Genomic DNA, 17,514 nt, shown 5'->3' on the forward strand with positions numbered 1-17,514 from the left:
CAGCCGGCCCCGCCCAGGCGCAGCGTGCGGTCTCGTGGGGGGATATGTCCCACAAGGCCGCACGCCGCCCGGGCGGCGGCAGCCCGGCTGATGCCTCAGCCGGCGCGCCGCACCCCGGGGTTCGCCGGGTCCTGCTCGTCGACGCCGTGCGGCGCGCCGTACTCCGCAAGCAGGTCGAGGAACGGCTGCGCCGGGAAGGCCTCCGGGCCGAGCAGGCCGGCCGCCTCCCACGCCCCGGACGCAGCGAACTGCGCATCCCCGAGCGTGACGCCGGGCTTCGCGTAGGGCTCGTCGGGGTGGCGCTCGGAGAGCGTCATCGCCATGTCGAGGTACGTGACGCCGGCCTCGCGGGCGGCGGCGAAGATCGGCGGGTTCAGCCGCGGGTCGCAGGCGTTGAGGATGACGTCGACCCGCTCGGCCCGGCGCGCGCGACGATCGCCGCCGTGCTCGCCGCGTCGCACGCCGTCCCGGTGATGCGCGGGTCCCCGCACCGCCCGGCGGCGACCACCGCCCGCTCGCCGTCGAGGTCCGCGAGGACGAGGTGGTCGAAGAACGGCCGCCGGCGGGCGATGGCCGCGGCCGCCGCCCCCACGCCCCCGGCCCCGACGATGAGGATCCGCGTACCGCCCGAACCTACCGGCGGCCGCCGTGCCGGATCGGCCGAGAACCCGCCCAGGCGTGCGCCGCAACGCTTGCGCGATCCATCATCATGCAGCGGGCGTGACCTCCTCACCGGACCCCCAGCTCGCCCTCACCGTCGACCGCGCCGTCCACCTGACGGTCGTCGAGGAGCGGGGCGCCGACGTCCGGCAGCTCCGCGTCGGGCCCCTGGGGGAGGGCGACGCCCGGCTGCTCGCCGCGCTCCTCCTCGGCCGCGCCGACGTGCCCGCCGGCGAGGCCGGCCCGTGGCGCGGCGCGGTCGCCGGCGGTAGCCGCACCGTCGGCCTCGAGGCCTGACACCGCCCGATGCGCACGCTCGTCATCTCCGACCTGCATCTCGGCGTGCGCTCGGGTCACGACGTCCTGCGGCAGCCCGCCGCGCGCCAGCTCCTCCTACGCGAGCTGCAGGACGTCGACCGCCTCGTCCTCCTCGGCGACACGATCGAGCTCCTCGAGGGGCGCCCGAAGCCCGCGATGCGCGCGGCGCTCCCGGTGCTGCGGGCGATCGGCGCCGGCCTCGGCCGCGGCAAGGAGGTCGTCGTCGTCCTCGGCAACCACGATCACGCGCTCGTGCGGCCGTGGCTGCGCAGCCAGCGGGCCGGCGGCCGCCGCCTCGGCTACGCGTCCCGGGTGCCGCTGACGTCCTCGTCCGCCCTGCGCGCCGTCGCCGCGGCGCTGAAGCCCGCCCGCGTCCAGGTCCGGTACCCCGGCGTCTGGCTCGCCGACGGCGTCTGGGCGACGCACGGCCACTACCTCGACCGCCACCTCATGCCCGCCTCCAGCACCGGCCTGCTCCTCGGGCGCGTGCCCGACGGCCGCGCGACCGCGGAGGACTACGAGCACGCCGCCGGCCCGAGCGCCGCCGCCGTCCAGGGCCTCGTCGCCGCCTCGCTCCCCGGCGTCATCGGCGAGCCGCTCGACCGCGCTGCCGGCCTCGCCCGCCGCGCGTCGACGATCGCGCTGCCGCTCGCCGCCCGGATGTTCGGGGCGGGGACGCTCGCACCGCTCAGCGCCGGCGCCCTCGGCCACCAGTTCCGCCGCTCCGGCATGCCCGCGATGGGGGAGGTCGTCAAGCGCATCGGCGTGAAGGCCGACCACGTCATCTTCGGCCACCTGCACCGCGCCGGCCCGCGCTTCGGCGACCACGTCCCGGAGTGGTCCCCGGTCGGCGACGTGCACCTGACGAACTCCGGCTGCTGGGTGTACGAGCCGCTCCTGCTCGCCGGCTCCAACCCGCCGCACCCGTACTGGCCGGGCGGCGCCGTCGTCGTCGAGGACGGCGAGGCGCCGCGCGCCGTCGGACTCCTCGACGAGCTCGACCCCGACCTCGTGCGCTGACGGCGGTCCGCGGCGCCCGCGCGCCCGTACCCCTTCCGATGCCCGAGTTCGAAACCGCCGCGATCATCGGCGCCGGCGTGGCCGGCCTCGCCTGCGCCCAGGACCTCCGCGCCGCCGGGGTCGACGTCGTCGTCTACGAAAAGTCGCGCGGCCCGGGCGGCCGCACCGCGACCCGGCGCGAGGGGTCGCTGCGCTTCGACCACGGCGCGCAGCACCTCGATCCCGGTGCGCTCGACGGCACCCGCGCCGCCGCGACCGTCGCCGCCTGGCGCCCGCGCCGGACCGGCGACCTGCGCGCCACCGCCCCGCTCGGCGACGTGCCCGTCCCGACGATGAGCGCCGCCGCCCGCGCCCTCGCCGACGGGGTGACCGTCACGGCCCGCACGCTCGTGCAGCCGCTGCGCGCGCTCGCGGACGGCGGCGCGCTCCTCGCCACCGCCGACGGCCCGCTGCCGCCCGCCGACCGCGTCGTCGTCGCGGTCCCGGCCCCGCAGGCCGCCGTCCTCCTGCAGCACATCTCCCCGCCGCTCGCGGCCGCCGCGTTCGCCGTCCCCTACGACCCGTGCTGGACGGCGATGGTCGCCTGGGACCGCGCGCTGAACCTCCCGGTCGACGTGCACGACGCGCCCGGCGACGACCTCGTGTGGGCCGCCGCGCAGGCGCCCCGGCCCGGTCGCGAGCCGGGCGAGCGCTGGGTCCTGCAGGCGTCGGCGGCGTGGAGCGCCGAGCACCTCGAGGACGCGCCCGAGTCCGCCGCCCTCGCCCTCCTGGATCGCTTCGCCGGCACCGTCGCCGCGGCGGTCGACCTGCCGCAGCCCGCCCTCCTGACCGCGCACCGCTGGCGCTACGCCGAGCCGTCCGCGCCCCTCCCGGAGCGCTGTCTCACCGCCGGCCCGCTCGCGGTCGCGGGCGACTGGCTCGGCGGCGGTCGCGTCGCCGGGGCGATCGCGTCGGGTCGCGCCGCCGCGGCCGCGCTGCTCAGTTGACCGACGGGTCCTCGGGGACCCGGGCGAGCTGCGCGTAGGCGCCCCCCTTGCGCTGGAGCGCGGCGGCCCACAGGTCGTCCGTGTCGACGACGAAGACGTCCTCCGGCTCGGCGTCGGCGAGGATCCAGGCACCCTCCTCGAGCTCGGAGTCGAGCTGGCCGGGCGCCCAGCCCGAGTGCCCGGCGAAGACCCGCGCGCGGCGCGTCGCCGCCGCGATCGCGACCATGTCCGCCTCGGCCGGGAGGAAGCCGATGTCGTCGAGGACGAGCGCCGCCGCCATGGTGGCGTCCTCGAACTCGGCGAGGACCATCACCGCGTCGGTCTGGACGGGGCCGCCGACGTAGACCGGGTCGCCGATCTCGACGACGCCCCTGAGCTCGTCGACCGAGTCGGCCACCGCCGAGTCCGTCGGCCGGTTGAGGATCAGGCCGAGCGTGCCCTCGGTCGAGTGCTCCGCCACGAGGACCACGGTCCTGACGAAGTTCGGGTCCACCAGGGCGGGGGACGCGATCAGCAGCTTGCCCTTCAACGGCGTCATCGCACCGCATTGTCGCGGACCGCGCCGCGCCGCGGGGTCCGGTTCACCCGGAGAGACCGCCGAGCAGCCCGCCGAGCGACCGCGGGTTCGCGCCGTGCTCACGCTGGAAGCGCCTTGCGTCGGCGTCGTCGGCGAGCGCGAGGACGAGCTCCTCGCGCGAGGAGCCGTAGTGGCACGCCTCGTTGTCGAGGACCTCGAGCGCCTTGTCCTGGAGGAAGCCCGTCACGCCGCCGGTCGACGGCAGGCTCCGCTTCTGGCACGGGTCGGCGATCGTCACGGCCGGCGGCTGCAGGTGGTGCCATTCGGCGACCTGCCAGGCGAGCACGGCGCAGCCGACGACGGTCGCGCCGACGGCCCAGCCGGGCGCGCGCGGGCGGGCCCGCACGAGCAGGCCCGCGCCGGCGAGCGCGAGCAGCCCGGTGAGCGCGAACGCGGCGAAGAACGACTGGCCGACGGCCTCGACGAGCGTCTCGTCGGCCCGCACGGACAGCCGGTCGTAATCGGCGAGCTCGGCGCCCTTCAGCGCCGCGCGGTTGTCGGCGATCGTCTGGCGCAGCACGCGCCGCGGCGACTCGGTGTCGACGCTCGCGAGCAGGGCGGGGGCGAGCTGGAGCTTGCGCGCCGGGTCGATCTTCGCGTCGAGGACGAGCGCGACGCCGCGCTCCCGCGCCTTGAACGTCGCGTCGTCCAGGCGCGCGCTCGTGATCGGCGCGATGACGGCGAGCGCGACCGCGATGCCGATGTGCCGGATCGCGAGCAGGCGGGCCGCGTCGCGCGCGTCGCGCTCGGGCAGCAGCTCGCCGCCGAGCGCGGGCAGCGCGAGGCCCATCCCGAAGCCGGCGAGGGCCTGGGGGGCCAGCGTCCACCACAGGCGCGCGTCCGGGAGGTAGGCGAGGGCGATCGTGCCGAAGCCGACGAGGACGCAGCCGCCGGCGGCCCGCCAGCGGGCGTCGCCCAGGCGCGTCCCGGACCAGCCCGCGAGCAGCGCGAAGGCGGGGACGACGGTCACCGTCCCGGCCGCCGCGAGCGGCCGCACCGCCCACCCGGCGACGAGCAGCAGGACGAGGAGGAAGAGGACGGCGCTGAGGGCCGCCGACACGAAGCCGAGCGCCGTCGCCGCGCGCCAGTCGAACGGCTCGGCCGGCGGCGTCGTGGCGACCGGGTCCGGCGGGGCCGTCGCCGGCCCGGGGAGCCGCACGCAGACGAGCGCGGCGGCCGCCGCGACGGGCACCTGCGCGATGAAGATCGCCGGCCACGAGAACGCCTGCGTCAGCGCGCCGCCGAGCGCCGGGCCGAGCGCGGCGGAGAGGACGGCGGCGCCGAGCCACAGCGTCCGCGCCTGCGGGGCGTGGGCCGGCGCCCCGGCGACCCCGGTCTCGTCGTGGCCGTCGGCGAGCAGGCTGAAGGTCGCCACGAGCGCCGCGGCGCCGCCGATCGCCTGCACCGCCCGCGCGACGAGCAGGACGGCGAGCGAGTCCGCTCCCGCACAGGCGATGCACGCGACGGCGAAGGTGACGAAGCCCGCGGCACCGACCGCGGGCGCGCCGTGACGCCGCGTCGCCCGCTCGATCGGGATGAGCGCGAGCGCGAGCGCGACGGTGTAGACGCCGATGACCGACGCGACACCCTCGACGGTCGTGTGCAGGTCGACGAGCAGCTGCGGCAGCGCGAGGGTGACGACCGACGCGTCGGCGAGCGCGAGGCCGGCGGCCACGGCGAGCAGGACAGAGCGGGGACGCACGTCAGACAGTGTGCCCGCTCGCGGCCCGCGGCCCGCCGGTGCCCGTCAGAACCCCGGTCAGAACCCGGCGGGCGCGGCGCCGGCGAGACGCCACGGCATGGCGCTGTCGCCGGTCAGCGCGAGCGTCCACGTGTCGACGAAGCGCCGCTCGTCGTCCTTGCTGCCGGCGAGCAGCGCGGTCGTGTCGCGGTCCTCGACGTAGCGCCGCCCGCGCGCCGCGAGCGCGACGGTGAGCTGCGCCGGCTCGGGCGTCGGCCGCAGCGCCTGCACGTCGATCGATTCGACGGTGACGCCGCGCGCGACAAGGCGCGTGTTCGGGTTCTGCGCGCTGTCGCCCGGGTGCAGGAGCGCGCGGATCGCCTCCGGCGTCGCGAGCGCCTCGAGCGCCGCGTCCGGGCCGTCGACGGCCTCGAGCCACGCCTCGACGGCACGCGTGACGCAGGCGCTGATGACGTCCGGTCCGAAGCGCGGGTCGGCGAGCGAGAGGTCGAGCGCGGCCGCGCGCGCGTCCTCCGCGAAGCCGGGGTCGACGAGGTCGGCGGTCGTGAAGCCCTCCGTCCCGCCCTCGGCCGCCGCGACCTCGAACGTCGCGTCCGCCCCGATGCGCTTCGTGTCCGCCCAAGGCGAGGCGACGATGTCGGCGTCGAGGTTGTGCAGGCCCTCGGCGTCCTGCTCGATCGACAGGACGATCCAATGGGCGTCGGCGGTGACCCCGCTCCGGGCGAGCGTCCAGTACTCGCGCAGCGTCGTCGCCGCGGACGTGGCCCCGTCGTGGAAGACCTCGCCGCCACCCTGGGTGACGCACCAGTCGTCCATCGCCGCCTCGAGGCGGACGACGACCCGGTCCTCGGTGTCGTCCTCGCGGTTGACGAGGCCGACGTACTCGACGCTCGGCCCGCTGCGCACCTCGACGCGGTTGTGCCAGCCCTTCTGCGCGAAGTCGGCGAGCCGGCGACGCCACTCGACGATGAGGTCGGGGCCGGCGAGGGCGGCGAGCGTCTCGAGGTCGCGCGCGTCCCACGCCGCCTGCACCTTCAGGAAGAGGGACTTCGCGTCCTCCTGGATGGCACCCGCCTCGAAGTACGCGTCGTCCTCGGCCGCCTCGGCGCTCGCGAGCGTCACCTGCTGCACGCGCGCCGCCCGCCGCGCGCGGAGCTTCGCGCGGCCGATCGCGCCGACGATCGCCGCGACGATGACCGCCGCGACGATGAGCAGGACGATGACGAGGATGCCGGTGCCGCCGACCGCGGCGCCGCCGCCGTAGCCGCCGTGGTAGCCGCCCCCGCCGTGGAACCCGCCGCCGCCCCCGCCCCCGCCGCCGAAGCCCGCGGAGCCGCCGCCGGCCGCGGCGAGGATGAAGGACGTCACGAGCGCGGGCACGCCGGGTATGCAAGCACCTGGGGCGGAGGGCCGCCCGGCGCAGCGCGTCAGGCGAGCAGCGCGGCCCGCGCGGCGGCGCGCTCGGCGGCGAGCCAGCGCTCGAGCCAGAGGCGGTCCTGCGGGCGCATCTGCACGAGCTGGACGCCGTGGCGCCCGGCCGACGCGCCGCGGCGCACCTCGCCGATGGCCTCGAGCGGCCGGTGCTCGTCGAGCATGACCTTCAGGCGGACGAGGTCCCCGCGCGACAGCTCGTAGGCCCCCGCGACCGCGAGGCCCTGCTCGGAGACGTCCTCGGTGCGCGCGTGGACGGGGCGGGCGGTGCCGGGGTGGTGGATCGCGACGGCGCGCAGGACGTGGACGCGCTCGGCTCCGCGCCGCTCGGGGGCGGGCGCGGCCGCGTAGGCGGCGTGCACGTCGGCGGCGCGGACGGCGCGGCCGGGGGCAGGGGAACCCGCGGACCCGGCGGGGCCGGGCTCCGGCGCGGCGGGCCCCGGCGCACGCGGCGGCAGGTCCGGGACGGCGAGCAGCGCGTGGACGATGTCCGCCCGGAGCGTCCCGCGGCGGTCGGGGACGGCGAGCAGCGTCGCCTCGACGCGGCCGGGCGGGTCGGGCGGGAGCGACTGCAGGACGGCGGCCCGCCGGTGCAGCACCCGCGCGGGCGCGGGCGGCAGGCCGTTGAAGACGAGCTCGGCCGCGCCGGGGACCGCCCGCGCGACCCACGCCTCGACGGCGCCGAGGCCCGGCACGGTCAGCCGGACGCGTTCGGGCGTGTGCGGGTCCACGTCCGGGTCATCGGCCGGGAGCCGCGCGCCTTCACCGCGGGACGGCGTCGTGTCGCCTGACGGAGCGCCGTCGCGCCACCTTCCTCGTCGCGCGGGCGAGGGCGAGCCGGCCCGAGGTTGTGATCGGCCGCTCCCGGGTAGTCCGCTACCCGTCTGGGGTCCAACATAGTGTTGAACACGCTGTTCGAGCTGAGCGTTTGTGTGCCCAACACGGTGTGCGACCCCGCTTTTGTGGGCGGAGCCCTCAAGGTCGGACCTCCAACTTGCCGAAGATCGAGATGACGATGCCCCATACAGCGCCCCGCCCCGCCGAAGTCCGCGACCTGGTCATCTCGTCCGGCCGCCGCGTGCGGGTCCGGAGCTGGACGGGCGTCGGACGGCCCCTCGTGCTGCTGCACGGCCTGCTCGACGACTCCGAGGGCTGGGTGCAGCTCGCCCGCGACACGCAGCGCCCCTGCTACGCCCTCGACCTCCCGGGCTTCGGCGCGTCGTCGCTGCCCTCGCGCCCGCGCATCAGCGCCTACGCCGAGGCGATCGTCGAGGCCATCGACCAGCTCGACGTCGACGGCTGCACGCTCGTCGGCCACTCCCTCGGCGGCGGCGTCGCCGCCGCGGTCGCCGAGCGCAGCGACAAGGTGTGGGCGCTCGCCCTGCTCGCGCCCGCCGGCTTCGGCGCGATCCGCATCGCCGAGGCCATCAGCCTTCCCGTCGTCCGCAACGTCGCCGAGGCCGCCCTGCCGCTGGCGCTCGTCAACCCGCTGACGGTCACCGCCGCCTACGCGACCTTCGTCGCCCACCACCGCCTGCCCTCGAAGGACCTCATGGACCGGGTGCGCCGCCGGGCGTGGAGCTCGGGCCCGGGCGTCCGCATGGCCGTCGAGGCGATCGCCGCGGCCGGCCGCAGCGAGCGCTCCTTCACGAAGCGGCAGATCGCCTTCCATGGTCCCGTCGCCGCCCTCTGGGGCGAGCACGACGCGCTCGTCAACCCCGGTCACCTCCCCGCGCTCCGCCGCGCCCTCCCGCAGGCGCACGCCGAGATCTGGCGCGGCATGGGTCACCACCCGCAGCGCGAGCGTCCCGCCGACCTCGCCCACTTCATCGAGTCGCACGCGGTCACCGGCCGCAAGCGCAGCCGCCCGGCGCTGAAGGTCGAGCGGGCCGCCTAGCCGGGCGCGGGATCCCGGCCGCCCTGTCGTCGCCCACCCGCGCCGCGGGGCCGGGCGCGGTCGGGGCGCCGGTGTAGCCTGCCGTCGCATGAAACTCGCGACCTTCCTGCCGCCCGGGGCCTCGACCGCCGTCGCCGGCGAGGTCCGGGGCGACGAGGTCATCGCGTTCGCCGGCGGTGAGTCGGTGGCCGACCGCCTCGCGAGCGAGGACCGCAGCCCCGCCACCGGGACCGCGTACCCGCTCGTCGAGGTGACGTTGCAGGCGCCCGTCCCCGCGCCGCGCTGCATCTTCGGCATCGGCCTGAACTACGCCGCCCACGCGGCCGAGACCGGCGGCGAGGTGCCCGAGGCCCCGATCGTCTTCATGAAGCTCCCGTCGAGCGTCGTCGCCCCGGGAGGACCGATCGTCTGCCCGCCGGTCGTGCGCCGCCTCGACTACGAGGGGGAGCTCGGCGTGGTCATCGGGGCCGGCGGCCGCATCGGGGGCTACACGGTCGGCAACGACGTCTCCGCGCGCGACCTGCAGCGCCGCGAGAAGCAGTGGACCCGCGCGAAGGGCTTCGACACGAGCTGCCCGTACGGCCCGTGGATCACGACCGCCGACGAGGTCCCGGACCCCGAGAACCTGCGCCTGCGCACCTGGGTCAACGGCGAGCTGCGCCAGGACACGTCGACGAGCGACCTCATCTTCGGCCCGCAGACGCTCGTCGACTTCATCGCCGAGACCTGCACGCTCGTCCCCGGGGACCTCATCCTCACCGGGACGCCGAGCGGCGTCGGCGCGGCGATGGACCCGCGCGTCTTCCTGCAGTCCGGCGACGTCATCCGGATCGAGATCGAGTCGCTGGGGAGCATCGAACATGCCGTCGCCTGACCCGACGAGCACGGCGGGGACGCTCGAGGTCCTCCGCGAGCGGCTCGGAGAGCTCGACGACCTGCGCCACGCCTCGTCGCTCGCCGGCTGGGACGAGCAGACGATGATGCCGCCGGGCGGCGCGGCGGCCCGCGGCGAGGTGCTCGCGACGCTCGGCCGCCTCGCCCACGAGAAGCTCACCGACCCCGCGCTCACCGCGCTCCTCGACCGCCTCGGTGCCGCCGAGGACCTCGGCGAGACCGACGCGCGGATGGTCGCGGCGGTCGCCCGCGACGCCGACCGCGCGCGGCGCGTCCCCGACCGGCTCATCGCCGACATCGCGCGCCAGACGACGCTCGCCCAGGTCGCCTGGCACGAGGCGCGGGCCGCCGACGACTTCGCGCTCTTCCGGCCGGCGCTGGAGCGCCACGTCGAGCTGCGCGGCGAGCTCGCGGCGTGCTTCCCCGAGGCGGCGCACCCGTACGACGCGCTGCTGCACAACTTCGAGCCCGACCTGACGACCGAGCGCGTGCGCACGGTGTTCGCGGAGCTCAAGGAGGGGCTCGTCCCGCTCATCCGCGAGATCGCGGCCGCCGGCCCGCCGCCGCGGCTCCCGGGCCCGTTCCCGGTCGAGCAGCAGCGGATCCTCGCCGCCGAGATCGCGCGCGCCCAGGGCTTCGACGACGAGCACTGGCGCCTGGATCTCGCCGTCCACCCGTTCGCGATGTCGCTCGGCAGCTCCGACATCCGCGTGACGTGCCGCTACGACGAGTCCGGCCTCATGGGCCCGTTCGCGGTCATGCACGAGATCGGCCACGGGCTCTACGAGCGGCAGGTCGACCCGGCGCTCGAGCGGACGACCGTCGGCACCGGCGTGTCGCTCGGGATCCACGAGTCCCAGTCCCGGCTGTGGGAGAACCTCGTCGGCCGCTCGGAGGCGTTCTGGCGCCACTGGCACCCGCGGATGCTCGAGCTCTTCGGGGCGGACGCCCTCGGCGGCACCGACCTCGCCGGGTTCCTGCGCGCCGTGAACGCCGTGCACCCGTCGCTCATCCGCGTCGAGGCCGACGAGGCGACGTACTCGCTCCACGTCATCCTCCGCTTCGAGCTCGAGGTCGCGCTCATGGAGGGGACGCTCGCCGTCGCCGACCTCGAGACCGCGTGGAACGAGAAGACGAAGGAGCTCCTCGGCCTCGACGTGCCGTCGGCGAAGGTCGGCGTCCTGCAGGACATCCACTGGGCGTACGGCGAGCTCGGCTACTTCCCGACCTACGCGATCGGGAACATCGTCGCCGCGCAGCTGTGGCAGGTCATCCGGCGCGACCTCCCGGGGCTCGACGACGACCTCGCCCGCGGCGAGACGCTCGCGCTGCGCGAGTGGCTGCGCGAGCACATCCACCGCCACGGCTGCCTCTACACGCCGGGTGAGCTGCTGCGGGGCGCGACGGGCGCCGACCTGGACGCCCGCCCGTTCCTCGAGCACCTCCGCGCGAAGTACTCCGCGCTGTACGGCCTGACGGCGTAGCGCCGGCGGGCGTCGCGCAGGCCGTGCGGCGGGCCGTGCGGCGCCCGCGTACCGGCGCCCCGCCCCGCCGACTGACAGCTCAGGCCGACCTGTCCTGCGTCAGCTGTCACTCGGCGCGGGGCCGCGGCGGCGTTCTAGTGCGTCGTGAGGACCCGGTCGATGAGGCCGTAGTCCTTCGCCTGCTCGCTCGAGAAGAAGCGGTCGCGCTCCATGTCCTTGTGGACCTCCTCGATCGGCTTCCCGCAGTGCTTCGCGTAGATCTCGTCGATGCGCGCGCGCGTCTTGAGGATCTCGCGGGCGTGGATCTCGATGTCCGTCGCCTGGCCCTCGAAGCCGGGGGACGAGGGCTGGTGGATGAGGATCCGCGAGTTGGGGAGCGCCATGCGCTTGCCGGGCGTCCCGCCGGCGAGCAACAGCGACCCCATCGACATCGCGATGCCGCAGCAGATCGTCGCCACGTCGGGCTTGATGAACTGCATCGTGTCGTACACCGCGAGCCCGGCGTAGATCGACCCGCCGGGCGAGTTGATGTAGATCGAGATGTCCTTCTCGGGGTCCGCCGACTCCAGGTGCAGCAGCTGCGCGACGACGAGGTTCGCGAGCGTGTCGTCCACGGCCGAGCCGAGGAAGATGATGCGGTTGTTCAGCAGGCGGGAGAAGAGGTCGTACTCGCGGTCTCCGCGTGCGGTCCGCTCGACGACGGTGGGCACCAAGGGCATGGGGGCAGCCTATCCGTTCACGGCGGCCATGCCCCCGGCGTCGTAGCGCTCGCCCGCCACCTCCGGCAGGGCGGCGGCGATCCGGTCGAGATCCTCGGCGGTGAGCGCCACACCGGTCGCGGCGACGTTCTCCTCCACGCGCTCCGGGCGCGTCGTGCCGGGGATCGGGACGACGTCGTCGCCCTGCCCGAGCACCCACGCCAGGGCGAGCTGCGACGTCGTCACGTCCTTCTCGGCGGCGAGCTCACCGAGCACGCGCACGACGTCGAGGTTCTTCTCGAAGTTCTCGCCGGCGAAGCGCGGCGAGCGGCGGCGGAAGTCGTCCTCCGCGAGGTCGTCGATCGAGGTGATCGCGCCGGAGAGGAAGCCGCGGCCGAGCGGGGAGTAGGGGACGAGACCGATGCCGAGCTCGCGGATCGTCGGCAGGATCTCGTCCTCGAGCTCGCGTGACCACAGCGAGTACTCGGTCTGCAGGGCGGTGATCGGGTGGACGGCGTGCGCGCGGCGGATCGTGTCGGGCGCCGCCTCCGAGAGGCCCAGATGGCGGACCTTGCCGGCGGCGACGAGCTCGGCCATCGCGCCGACGGTCTCCTCGATCGGGGTCTTCGGGTCCACGCGGTGCTGGTAGTAGAGGTCGGTGTGGTCGACGCCCAGCCGCTGCAGCGACGCGTCGCAGGCGGCGCGCACGTAGTCGGGGGACCCGTCGACGCCGCGGACGGTCGGGTCGTCGGGGTCGCGGACGATGCCGAACTTCGTCGCGAGGACGACCTCGTCGCGGCGGGCGGCGATGGCGCGGCCGACGAGCCTCTCGTTCTCGCCGATGCCGTACATGTCCGCGGTGTCCAGGAGCGTGACGCCGAGGTCGAGGGCGCGGTGGATCGCCCGGATCGAGCGGTCATCGTCACGGCCGGAGTAGAAGTCGGACATCCCCATGCAGCCGAGGCCGATCGCGGCGACGTCGAGGCCACCGTCGTGGCGGCCGAGGGTGCGGTGCGGAGGCGTGCTCATCCTTCTGACCATAGGACGTGCGCAGCGGGTGCCGGACGGGCGGCGGCCCGGCGGGCGATGATGGGGGCGGATGCCCCGCCGCCTGCCCGCCTGGTCGCTCGTCGTGACGGCCGCCGTGTCGATCCAGTTCGGGGCGGCGATCGCGGCGACGCTCTTCGACCGCGTCGGCCCCGCCGGGGTGAGCCTCCTGCGGCTCGGGTTCGCGGTGCCGGTCCTCCTGCTCGTCTGGCGGCCGTCGGTGCGCGGACAGCCCGCCGGCGCCCTCAGGCTCGCCGCGCTCTTCGGGCTCGTGCTCGGCGCGATGAACTTCTTCTTCTACCTCGCGCTCGACCGCATCCCGCTCGGCATCGCCGTGACGATCGAGTTCGCCGGCCCGCTGGCCGTCGCCGTCATCGGTTCGCGGCGCGCGGCGGACCTCGCCTTCTCGGCGCTCGCCGCGTTCGGGATCGTCCTCTTGGCGTCCGCGCGCGGCGCGGGCTCGGGCTCCGGCGGCCTCGACCCGCTCGGCCTCCTCTTCATCGGCATCGCGGCGGCGTGCTGGGCGGGCTACATCCTCATCGCGCAGCGGGCCGGGCGCTACTTCACCGGTGGGCGCGGGCTCGCGCTCGCGTCGATCGTCGCGGCGCTCGTCCCGCTCGGGCCCGGCGTCGTGCAGGGCGGCACCGAGCTGCTGCACCCGCTGCTGCTCCTCGCCGGCCTCGGCGTCGCGCTGCTCAGCACCGTCATCCCGTACTCGCTCGAGATGGAGTCGCTGCGGCACCTCCCCGCGAACGTCTTCGGCGTCCTCATGTCACTGGAGCCGGCGATCGCCGCCGTCGCCGGGTTCCTCATCCTCGGGCAGGCGCTCGGTCTGCGCGAGTGCGTCGCGATCGCCTGCGTCATCGTCGCGAGCGTCGGCGTCACTCGCGGGGCCGGGGCGGACGTCCCGCCGCCGGTCGAGGCCTGAGCGCGGGCGCGCCGCCGCCGCCCGGGCCTCATACTCCGCTCCGGTCCCGTGTTCACGCTGAACCTCCCCAACGCGCTGACGGTCTTCCGCATCCTGCTCGTGCCGGTGCTCGTCGTCGCGCTGCTCGACCAGACGCCCGGCGGCGACCTCGTCGCGGCCGTCGTCTTCGCGGTCGCGTCCATGACCGACGCGGTCGACGGCTACATCGCGCGCTCGCGGAACGCGATCACGAACTTCGGCAAGCTCATGGACCCGATCGCCGACAAGCTCCTCATCCTCGCGGCGCTCATGTCGCTCGTGAGCCTGAACCGCGTGGACGCCTGGGTCGCGACGGTCATCATCGCCCGCGAGTTCGCCGTCACCGCCACGCGCATGGTCGCCACGCAGCAGGGCGTCGTCATCGCGGCGAACTGGTGGGGGAAGGTGAAGACGATGGTGCAGGTCGCGTGCGTCTTCTTCCTCATCGCGTTCACCGACTCGCCGACCTGGCTCGACATCCTCGTCTACCTCACCGTCGCGATCACCATCGTCTCCGGCATCGACTACTTCTTCGGGCTGCGGCGCCTCATGCGCGAGGCCGAGGAGCGCCACCACCACAACGTCCACCCGGAGTCGTCCGCATGAAGATCGCCGGTGCCCTCATCGCCCTCGCCTCCGTCATCACGGTCGTCGTCTTCGTCCTCGCGGTCGGGGCGTCCAAGGATGACCTCCCCGGGGACCTGCGCAGGTGCGTCCAGCGTGGTCAGGCGGTCGTCGTGCACGGCCCGGCGAACCTCGGCCCGGCGCGTCCGGAGATCGCGGCGAAGACGCTGACGAAGCTCCGCACGGTGAAGAAGGGCGGGGACACCGTCATCGTCATGCAGGGGCGGCAGTTCCGCCTCATGGTGCTCGCGAACGCGAAGTCGCCGACCCTCGCGGGGGACCTCCCGAAGCGCCTGTACGAGCACGCCGACGCGTTTCCGCTCGTCGCCCTCGAGGTCGACCCCACGAAGGGCGTCCTCAGCGGCTGCGCGGGCATCGTCGCCGGGTAGCCGCCCGCGCGCCGCGGCGCGTCATCCGACGCACCGCCGGCGCCCGCTCGAGCGCGGTCAGCGGCGCCCGTCGAGCCACTCGCGCATCGACGTGTGGTGCGCGAGGTGCTCGCCCGACGCGAGCTCCTCGCGGAGCTCGCCGAGCAGCCCCGAGCGCTCCGCGACGACGTTGTGCTGGTGGATCGTCTCGAGGTTCTCCTGGCGGGCGGAGAGGAAGACGCCGTCGGGGAGGTCCGTGTACCGGTCGAGCGCGCCGCGCAGGGCCTCGCGCACGCAGTCCTCGACGAACCGCGGCCGGCTGTGCGCCTTCTCGACGACCGTGCCCTCGTCGCTGCGCTTCATCATCTCGTAGATCTCGGAGCTCATCGACTCCTCGACGATCGCGACGAGGTCCATCGCGTCGATGGTGATGTCCAGGCCCTCCGGGATCCCGATGTGGAGCGTGCCGAGGCCGCGCTGGTTGTGCGTCGCGACGGGGACCGACGCGAAGATCCGCTCGATCTCCTCCTCGCTGAATCCGTCCGCGGTGAGGCGCTCGTGCGCGCGCCCCTGCAGGACGCCCTGCGCACACGGGCACGCGGTCATGCCCTGCGCGGCGACGCCGACCATGCGGCGCGTGCCGGCCGCCGAGGCGACCGCGCTGCCGTACAGCGTGTAGATCTCCTGCGTGGGGATCCCCGACACCGGCGCGGGCTTGTGCTCGGGGTAGCGCGCGGTGATCGTCACCTCGGCACGCAGCGCCTCCTGGCGGTCGCGCACGATCTCCGCGATGCGCTCGGCGAGCGTCTCCGCGCGGAACGCCGACTCGCCGAGGATGACCTCGCCGACGGCCTCGTTGACGACCTCCTCGAAGCGGCTCATGTGCGCGCCCTTCTGACGCGGGCCGAGGTCGACGAAGCACTCGAGCGTGGCGTAGAAGAGCTGCTCGCTCCCCGTGTCGTCGAGGATGCGGATGACCTTCTCCACACCGGTGACGCCGACGCGGGAGAGGGAGACCTGGAGCCCCGGCAGCGACGCCTGCACGTCGGGGCCGGAGAGGGCGGTGGGTGAAGGCTTCATGGGCTGCTCCGAGGGTAGCGAGACACGGTGTCCGAGGCTCGTGTCTTGTGTGACTTGTGCTATCACTCCGGTACGGCTGCAAGCCCCTCCGGGATCGCCCGCAGAGGACATCGTGCTCAGCCATCGCGGGAACGCTCGCGACAAGTCGCCAAGTGCGCGCTCATGCAGGACCGCAGGACATAGAGGGACATAGAGGAGGACGGGCCGCAACGACTGGGACCGTTCGCAACTGCCTGAGTGAGGGACGGGTTGAGGAACAAGAGCACTGCACTGCTTGCCGACGAGGCGCCCATCTTCGAGATGGACGAACTCCGGCAGCTCATCGCTGACGGTCAGGAGAAGGGTGTCCTGACCATCGATCAGATCACCGCCGCCTTGGAGGAGGTTGAGGTATCGAAGGAGCAGGTAACGGAGCTGCATTCGTACCTGGTCGATCAGGGCATCGAGGTGGTCACGGCTGACGGCAAGATCGCCACCAGCGAGAACGGCAAGATGGAGGCGGCCGCCGAGGCGCGCGCGTCCCAGCAGCCCGCCCCGAAGAAGCCGACGATCGACCTCACCGTCGAGCCGTCGCTCGACTCGCTGCGGCTGTATCTCAGGTCGATCGGCAAGGTCAACCTGCTGACGGCCGAGATGGAGGTCTCGCTCGCCAAGCGCATCGAGCGCGGCGACATGGACGCGAAGCAGCAGATGGTCGAGGCCAACCTGCGCCTCGTCGTGTCCATCGCGAAGGGGTACCTGGGCCGCGGCCTGACGTTCCTGGATCTCATCCAGGAGGGCTCGCTGGGCCTCATCCGCGCGGTCGAGAAGTTCGACTACCGCCGCGGGTACAAGTTCTCGACGTACGCGACGTGGTGGATCCGGCAGGCCGTCACCCGCGCGATCGCCGACAAGGGCCGCACCATCCGCATCCCGGTGCACATGGTCGAGAAGCTCAACAAGGTCGTGCACGTCGAGCGCCAGCTCGTGCAGTCGCTCGGCCGCGAGCCCACGCCCGAGGAGATCGCCGCCGAGCTCGAGTGCACGGTGCGCGAGGTCCGCGACATCATGCGGATGAGCCAGCAGCCGATCTCGCTCGAGAAGCCGATCGGCGAGGAGGAGGAGTCCGAGCTCGGCGACTTCGTGGAGGACCAGAACGCGGTCTCCCCGTTCGAGCTCGCGTCCGACACGCTCCGCAAGGAGAACGTGCACCGGGCCCTCGCCACGCTGCCCCAGCGCGAGCGTGAGGTCATCGAGATGCGGTTCGGCCTCACCGGCGGCCGCCCGCGGACCCTGGAGGAGGTCGGGCGTGCGTTCAACGTGACGCGCGAGCGCATCCGCCAGATCGAGAACCACACGCTCAAGAAGCTCGAGTCGCTGCCCGAGGCGCAGCGGCTCCGCGACGCCTCCTAGGCGTCACCCCGCTCTCCTTGAGGGAGGAGACCTGCGATCGCCCCGTCCTCACCGGCGGGGCGTTCGTCGTTCCGGGGGCGGGGGGCGGGCCCGCGGGGGGTCCGGGGCGCCCGCGCGCGTGCCGACTGACAGCTGACGCAGGGGAGTCCTGCGTGAGCTGTCAGTCAGGCCACGCCGGCCCGCCGAACGGGAACGTCGGCAGGGACCTCGTCGACCGGCGCGGGCACATCCCGCGGCACGCCGCGCGGCGCGGATGATCGCTACACTGCGCGGCCCCCGGCGGGATTCCTGAGCGGTCAAAGGGGCGCGGCTGTAAACCGTGTGGCTCTGCCTTCGGAGGTTCGAATCCTCCTCCCGCCATCCCCGGCCCCCGGCCGGTCCCGGACATCC

General features: G+C 74.5%; 18 protein-coding genes and 1 tRNA gene. 11 read left to right on the forward strand and 8 right to left on the reverse strand.

Annotation, left to right across the window (positions count from 1 at the left end):
• Positions 1 to 95: 95 nt before the first annotated feature.
• Positions 96 to 461, reverse strand: coding sequence for a hypothetical protein (locus NBH00_RS03445; protein WP_254571959.1), 366 nt, complete (start codon positions 459 to 461; stop codon positions 96 to 98).
• A gap of 259 nt (positions 462 to 720) precedes the next feature.
• Here NBH00_RS03445 and NBH00_RS03450 point away from each other — a divergent pair, with 259 nt between their 5' ends.
• Genes NBH00_RS03450 through NBH00_RS03460 form a run of 3 tightly spaced genes read left to right on the forward strand, consistent with a single transcriptional unit; the run spans position 721 to position 2,984 of the window.
• Positions 721 to 957, forward strand: coding sequence for a hypothetical protein (locus tag NBH00_RS03450; protein WP_254571960.1), 237 nt, complete (start codon positions 721 to 723; stop codon positions 955 to 957).
• 9 nt (positions 958 to 966) lie between these two features.
• Entirely contained in the window at positions 967 to 1,998 is a 1,032-nt protein-coding gene (locus tag NBH00_RS03455; RefSeq protein WP_254571961.1) for a metallophosphoesterase, read from the forward strand.
• 38 nt (positions 1,999 to 2,036) lie between these two features.
• Positions 2,037 to 2,984: an NAD(P)/FAD-dependent oxidoreductase gene (locus NBH00_RS03460; RefSeq protein WP_254571962.1), complete on the forward strand. Its 948-nt coding sequence runs from the start codon at positions 2,037 to 2,039 to the stop codon at positions 2,982 to 2,984.
• On the opposite strand, the gene NBH00_RS03465 is transcribed toward NBH00_RS03460, so the two are convergent.
• From NBH00_RS03465 to NBH00_RS03480, 4 genes are read right to left on the reverse strand one after another with little or no spacing between them, the layout of a single operon-like run.
• Complete coding sequence (locus tag NBH00_RS03465; protein WP_254571963.1) at positions 2,977 to 3,522, reverse strand: YqgE/AlgH family protein; 546 nt, start codon at positions 3,520 to 3,522, stop codon at positions 2,977 to 2,979. The genes NBH00_RS03460 and NBH00_RS03465 overlap by 8 nt on opposite strands.
• 43 nt (positions 3,523 to 3,565) lie before the next feature.
• The gene (locus tag NBH00_RS03470) at positions 3,566 to 5,263 is read right to left on the reverse strand and encodes an MFS transporter (protein ID WP_254571964.1); all 1,698 of its coding nucleotides are present in this window, start codon (positions 5,261 to 5,263) and stop codon (positions 3,566 to 3,568) included.
• A 57-nt stretch (positions 5,264 to 5,320) separates the two neighbouring features.
• Positions 5,321 to 6,643, reverse strand: coding sequence for a TIM44-like domain-containing protein (locus tag NBH00_RS03475; RefSeq protein WP_302182686.1), 1,323 nt, complete (start codon positions 6,641 to 6,643; stop codon positions 5,321 to 5,323).
• 47 nt (positions 6,644 to 6,690) lie between these two features.
• Positions 6,691 to 7,425, reverse strand: a complete 735-nt coding sequence (locus tag NBH00_RS03480) for a PilZ domain-containing protein (protein WP_254571965.1) — start codon at positions 7,423 to 7,425, stop codon at positions 6,691 to 6,693.
• Positions 7,426 to 7,688: 263 nt separating this feature from the next.
• Here NBH00_RS03480 and NBH00_RS03485 point away from each other — a divergent pair, with 263 nt between their 5' ends.
• The 3 genes from NBH00_RS03485 (at position 7,689) to NBH00_RS03495 (ending at position 10,969) form a co-directional block, all read left to right on the forward strand.
• Positions 7,689 to 8,591 (forward strand): alpha/beta fold hydrolase, encoded by a 903-nt coding sequence (locus tag NBH00_RS03485; RefSeq protein ID WP_254571966.1) that lies wholly within the window; start codon positions 7,689 to 7,691, stop codon positions 8,589 to 8,591.
• A gap of 88 nt (positions 8,592 to 8,679) precedes the next feature.
• The gene (locus NBH00_RS03490) at positions 8,680 to 9,465 is read left to right on the forward strand and encodes a fumarylacetoacetate hydrolase family protein (protein WP_254571967.1); all 786 of its coding nucleotides are present in this window, start codon (positions 8,680 to 8,682) and stop codon (positions 9,463 to 9,465) included.
• Positions 9,452 to 10,969, forward strand: a complete 1,518-nt coding sequence (locus NBH00_RS03495) for a carboxypeptidase M32 (protein ID WP_254571968.1) — start codon at positions 9,452 to 9,454, stop codon at positions 10,967 to 10,969. Before NBH00_RS03490 ends, NBH00_RS03495 begins: the two co-directional genes overlap by 14 nt.
• 134 nt (positions 10,970 to 11,103) lie before the next feature.
• Here NBH00_RS03495 and NBH00_RS03500 read toward each other — a convergent pair whose 3' ends face one another.
• Positions 11,104 to 11,688: an ATP-dependent Clp protease proteolytic subunit gene (locus tag NBH00_RS03500; protein WP_254571969.1), complete on the reverse strand. Its 585-nt coding sequence runs from the start codon at positions 11,686 to 11,688 to the stop codon at positions 11,104 to 11,106.
• Positions 11,689 to 11,697: 9 nt separating this feature from the next.
• Entirely contained in the window at positions 11,698 to 12,696 is a 999-nt protein-coding gene (locus NBH00_RS03505; protein ID WP_254571970.1) for an aldo/keto reductase, read from the reverse strand.
• Between the two features lie 70 nt (positions 12,697 to 12,766).
• Between NBH00_RS03505 and NBH00_RS03510 the strand changes: the two genes are divergently transcribed.
• Genes NBH00_RS03510 through NBH00_RS03520 form a run of 3 tightly spaced genes read left to right on the forward strand, consistent with a single transcriptional unit; the run spans position 12,767 to position 14,673 of the window.
• Positions 12,767 to 13,642, forward strand: a complete 876-nt coding sequence (locus NBH00_RS03510; protein ID WP_254571971.1) for an EamA family transporter — start codon at positions 12,767 to 12,769, stop codon at positions 13,640 to 13,642.
• Positions 13,643 to 13,699: 57 nt separating this feature from the next.
• Positions 13,700 to 14,266, forward strand: a complete 567-nt coding sequence (gene pgsA / locus NBH00_RS03515; RefSeq protein WP_367401298.1) for a CDP-diacylglycerol--glycerol-3-phosphate 3-phosphatidyltransferase — start codon at positions 13,700 to 13,702, stop codon at positions 14,264 to 14,266.
• Positions 14,263 to 14,673 (forward strand): hypothetical protein, encoded by a 411-nt coding sequence (locus NBH00_RS03520; RefSeq protein ID WP_254571973.1) that lies wholly within the window; start codon positions 14,263 to 14,265, stop codon positions 14,671 to 14,673. The genes pgsA and NBH00_RS03520 overlap by 4 nt, the downstream gene beginning before the upstream one ends.
• A gap of 57 nt (positions 14,674 to 14,730) precedes the next feature.
• Here NBH00_RS03520 and mptA read toward each other — a convergent pair whose 3' ends face one another.
• Positions 14,731 to 15,732 (reverse strand): GTP cyclohydrolase MptA, encoded by a 1,002-nt coding sequence (mptA, locus tag NBH00_RS03525; RefSeq protein ID WP_254571974.1) that lies wholly within the window; start codon positions 15,730 to 15,732, stop codon positions 14,731 to 14,733.
• A 300-nt stretch (positions 15,733 to 16,032) separates the two neighbouring features.
• Here mptA and rpoD point away from each other — a divergent pair, with 300 nt between their 5' ends.
• Both rpoD and NBH00_RS03535 read left to right on the forward strand, forming a co-directional pair.
• The gene (gene rpoD, locus NBH00_RS03530; protein ID WP_367401299.1) at positions 16,033 to 17,124 is read left to right on the forward strand and encodes an RNA polymerase sigma factor RpoD; all 1,092 of its coding nucleotides are present in this window, start codon (positions 16,033 to 16,035) and stop codon (positions 17,122 to 17,124) included.
• 278 nt (positions 17,125 to 17,402) lie between these two features.
• Positions 17,403 to 17,484: transfer RNA gene (locus NBH00_RS03535), tRNA-Tyr, on the forward strand.
• Positions 17,485 to 17,514 lie beyond the last annotated feature (30 nt).

The organism is Paraconexibacter antarcticus (genome assembly GCF_024220175.1).
GTDB lineage: Bacteria > Actinomycetota > Thermoleophilia > Solirubrobacterales > Solirubrobacteraceae > Paraconexibacter > Paraconexibacter antarcticus.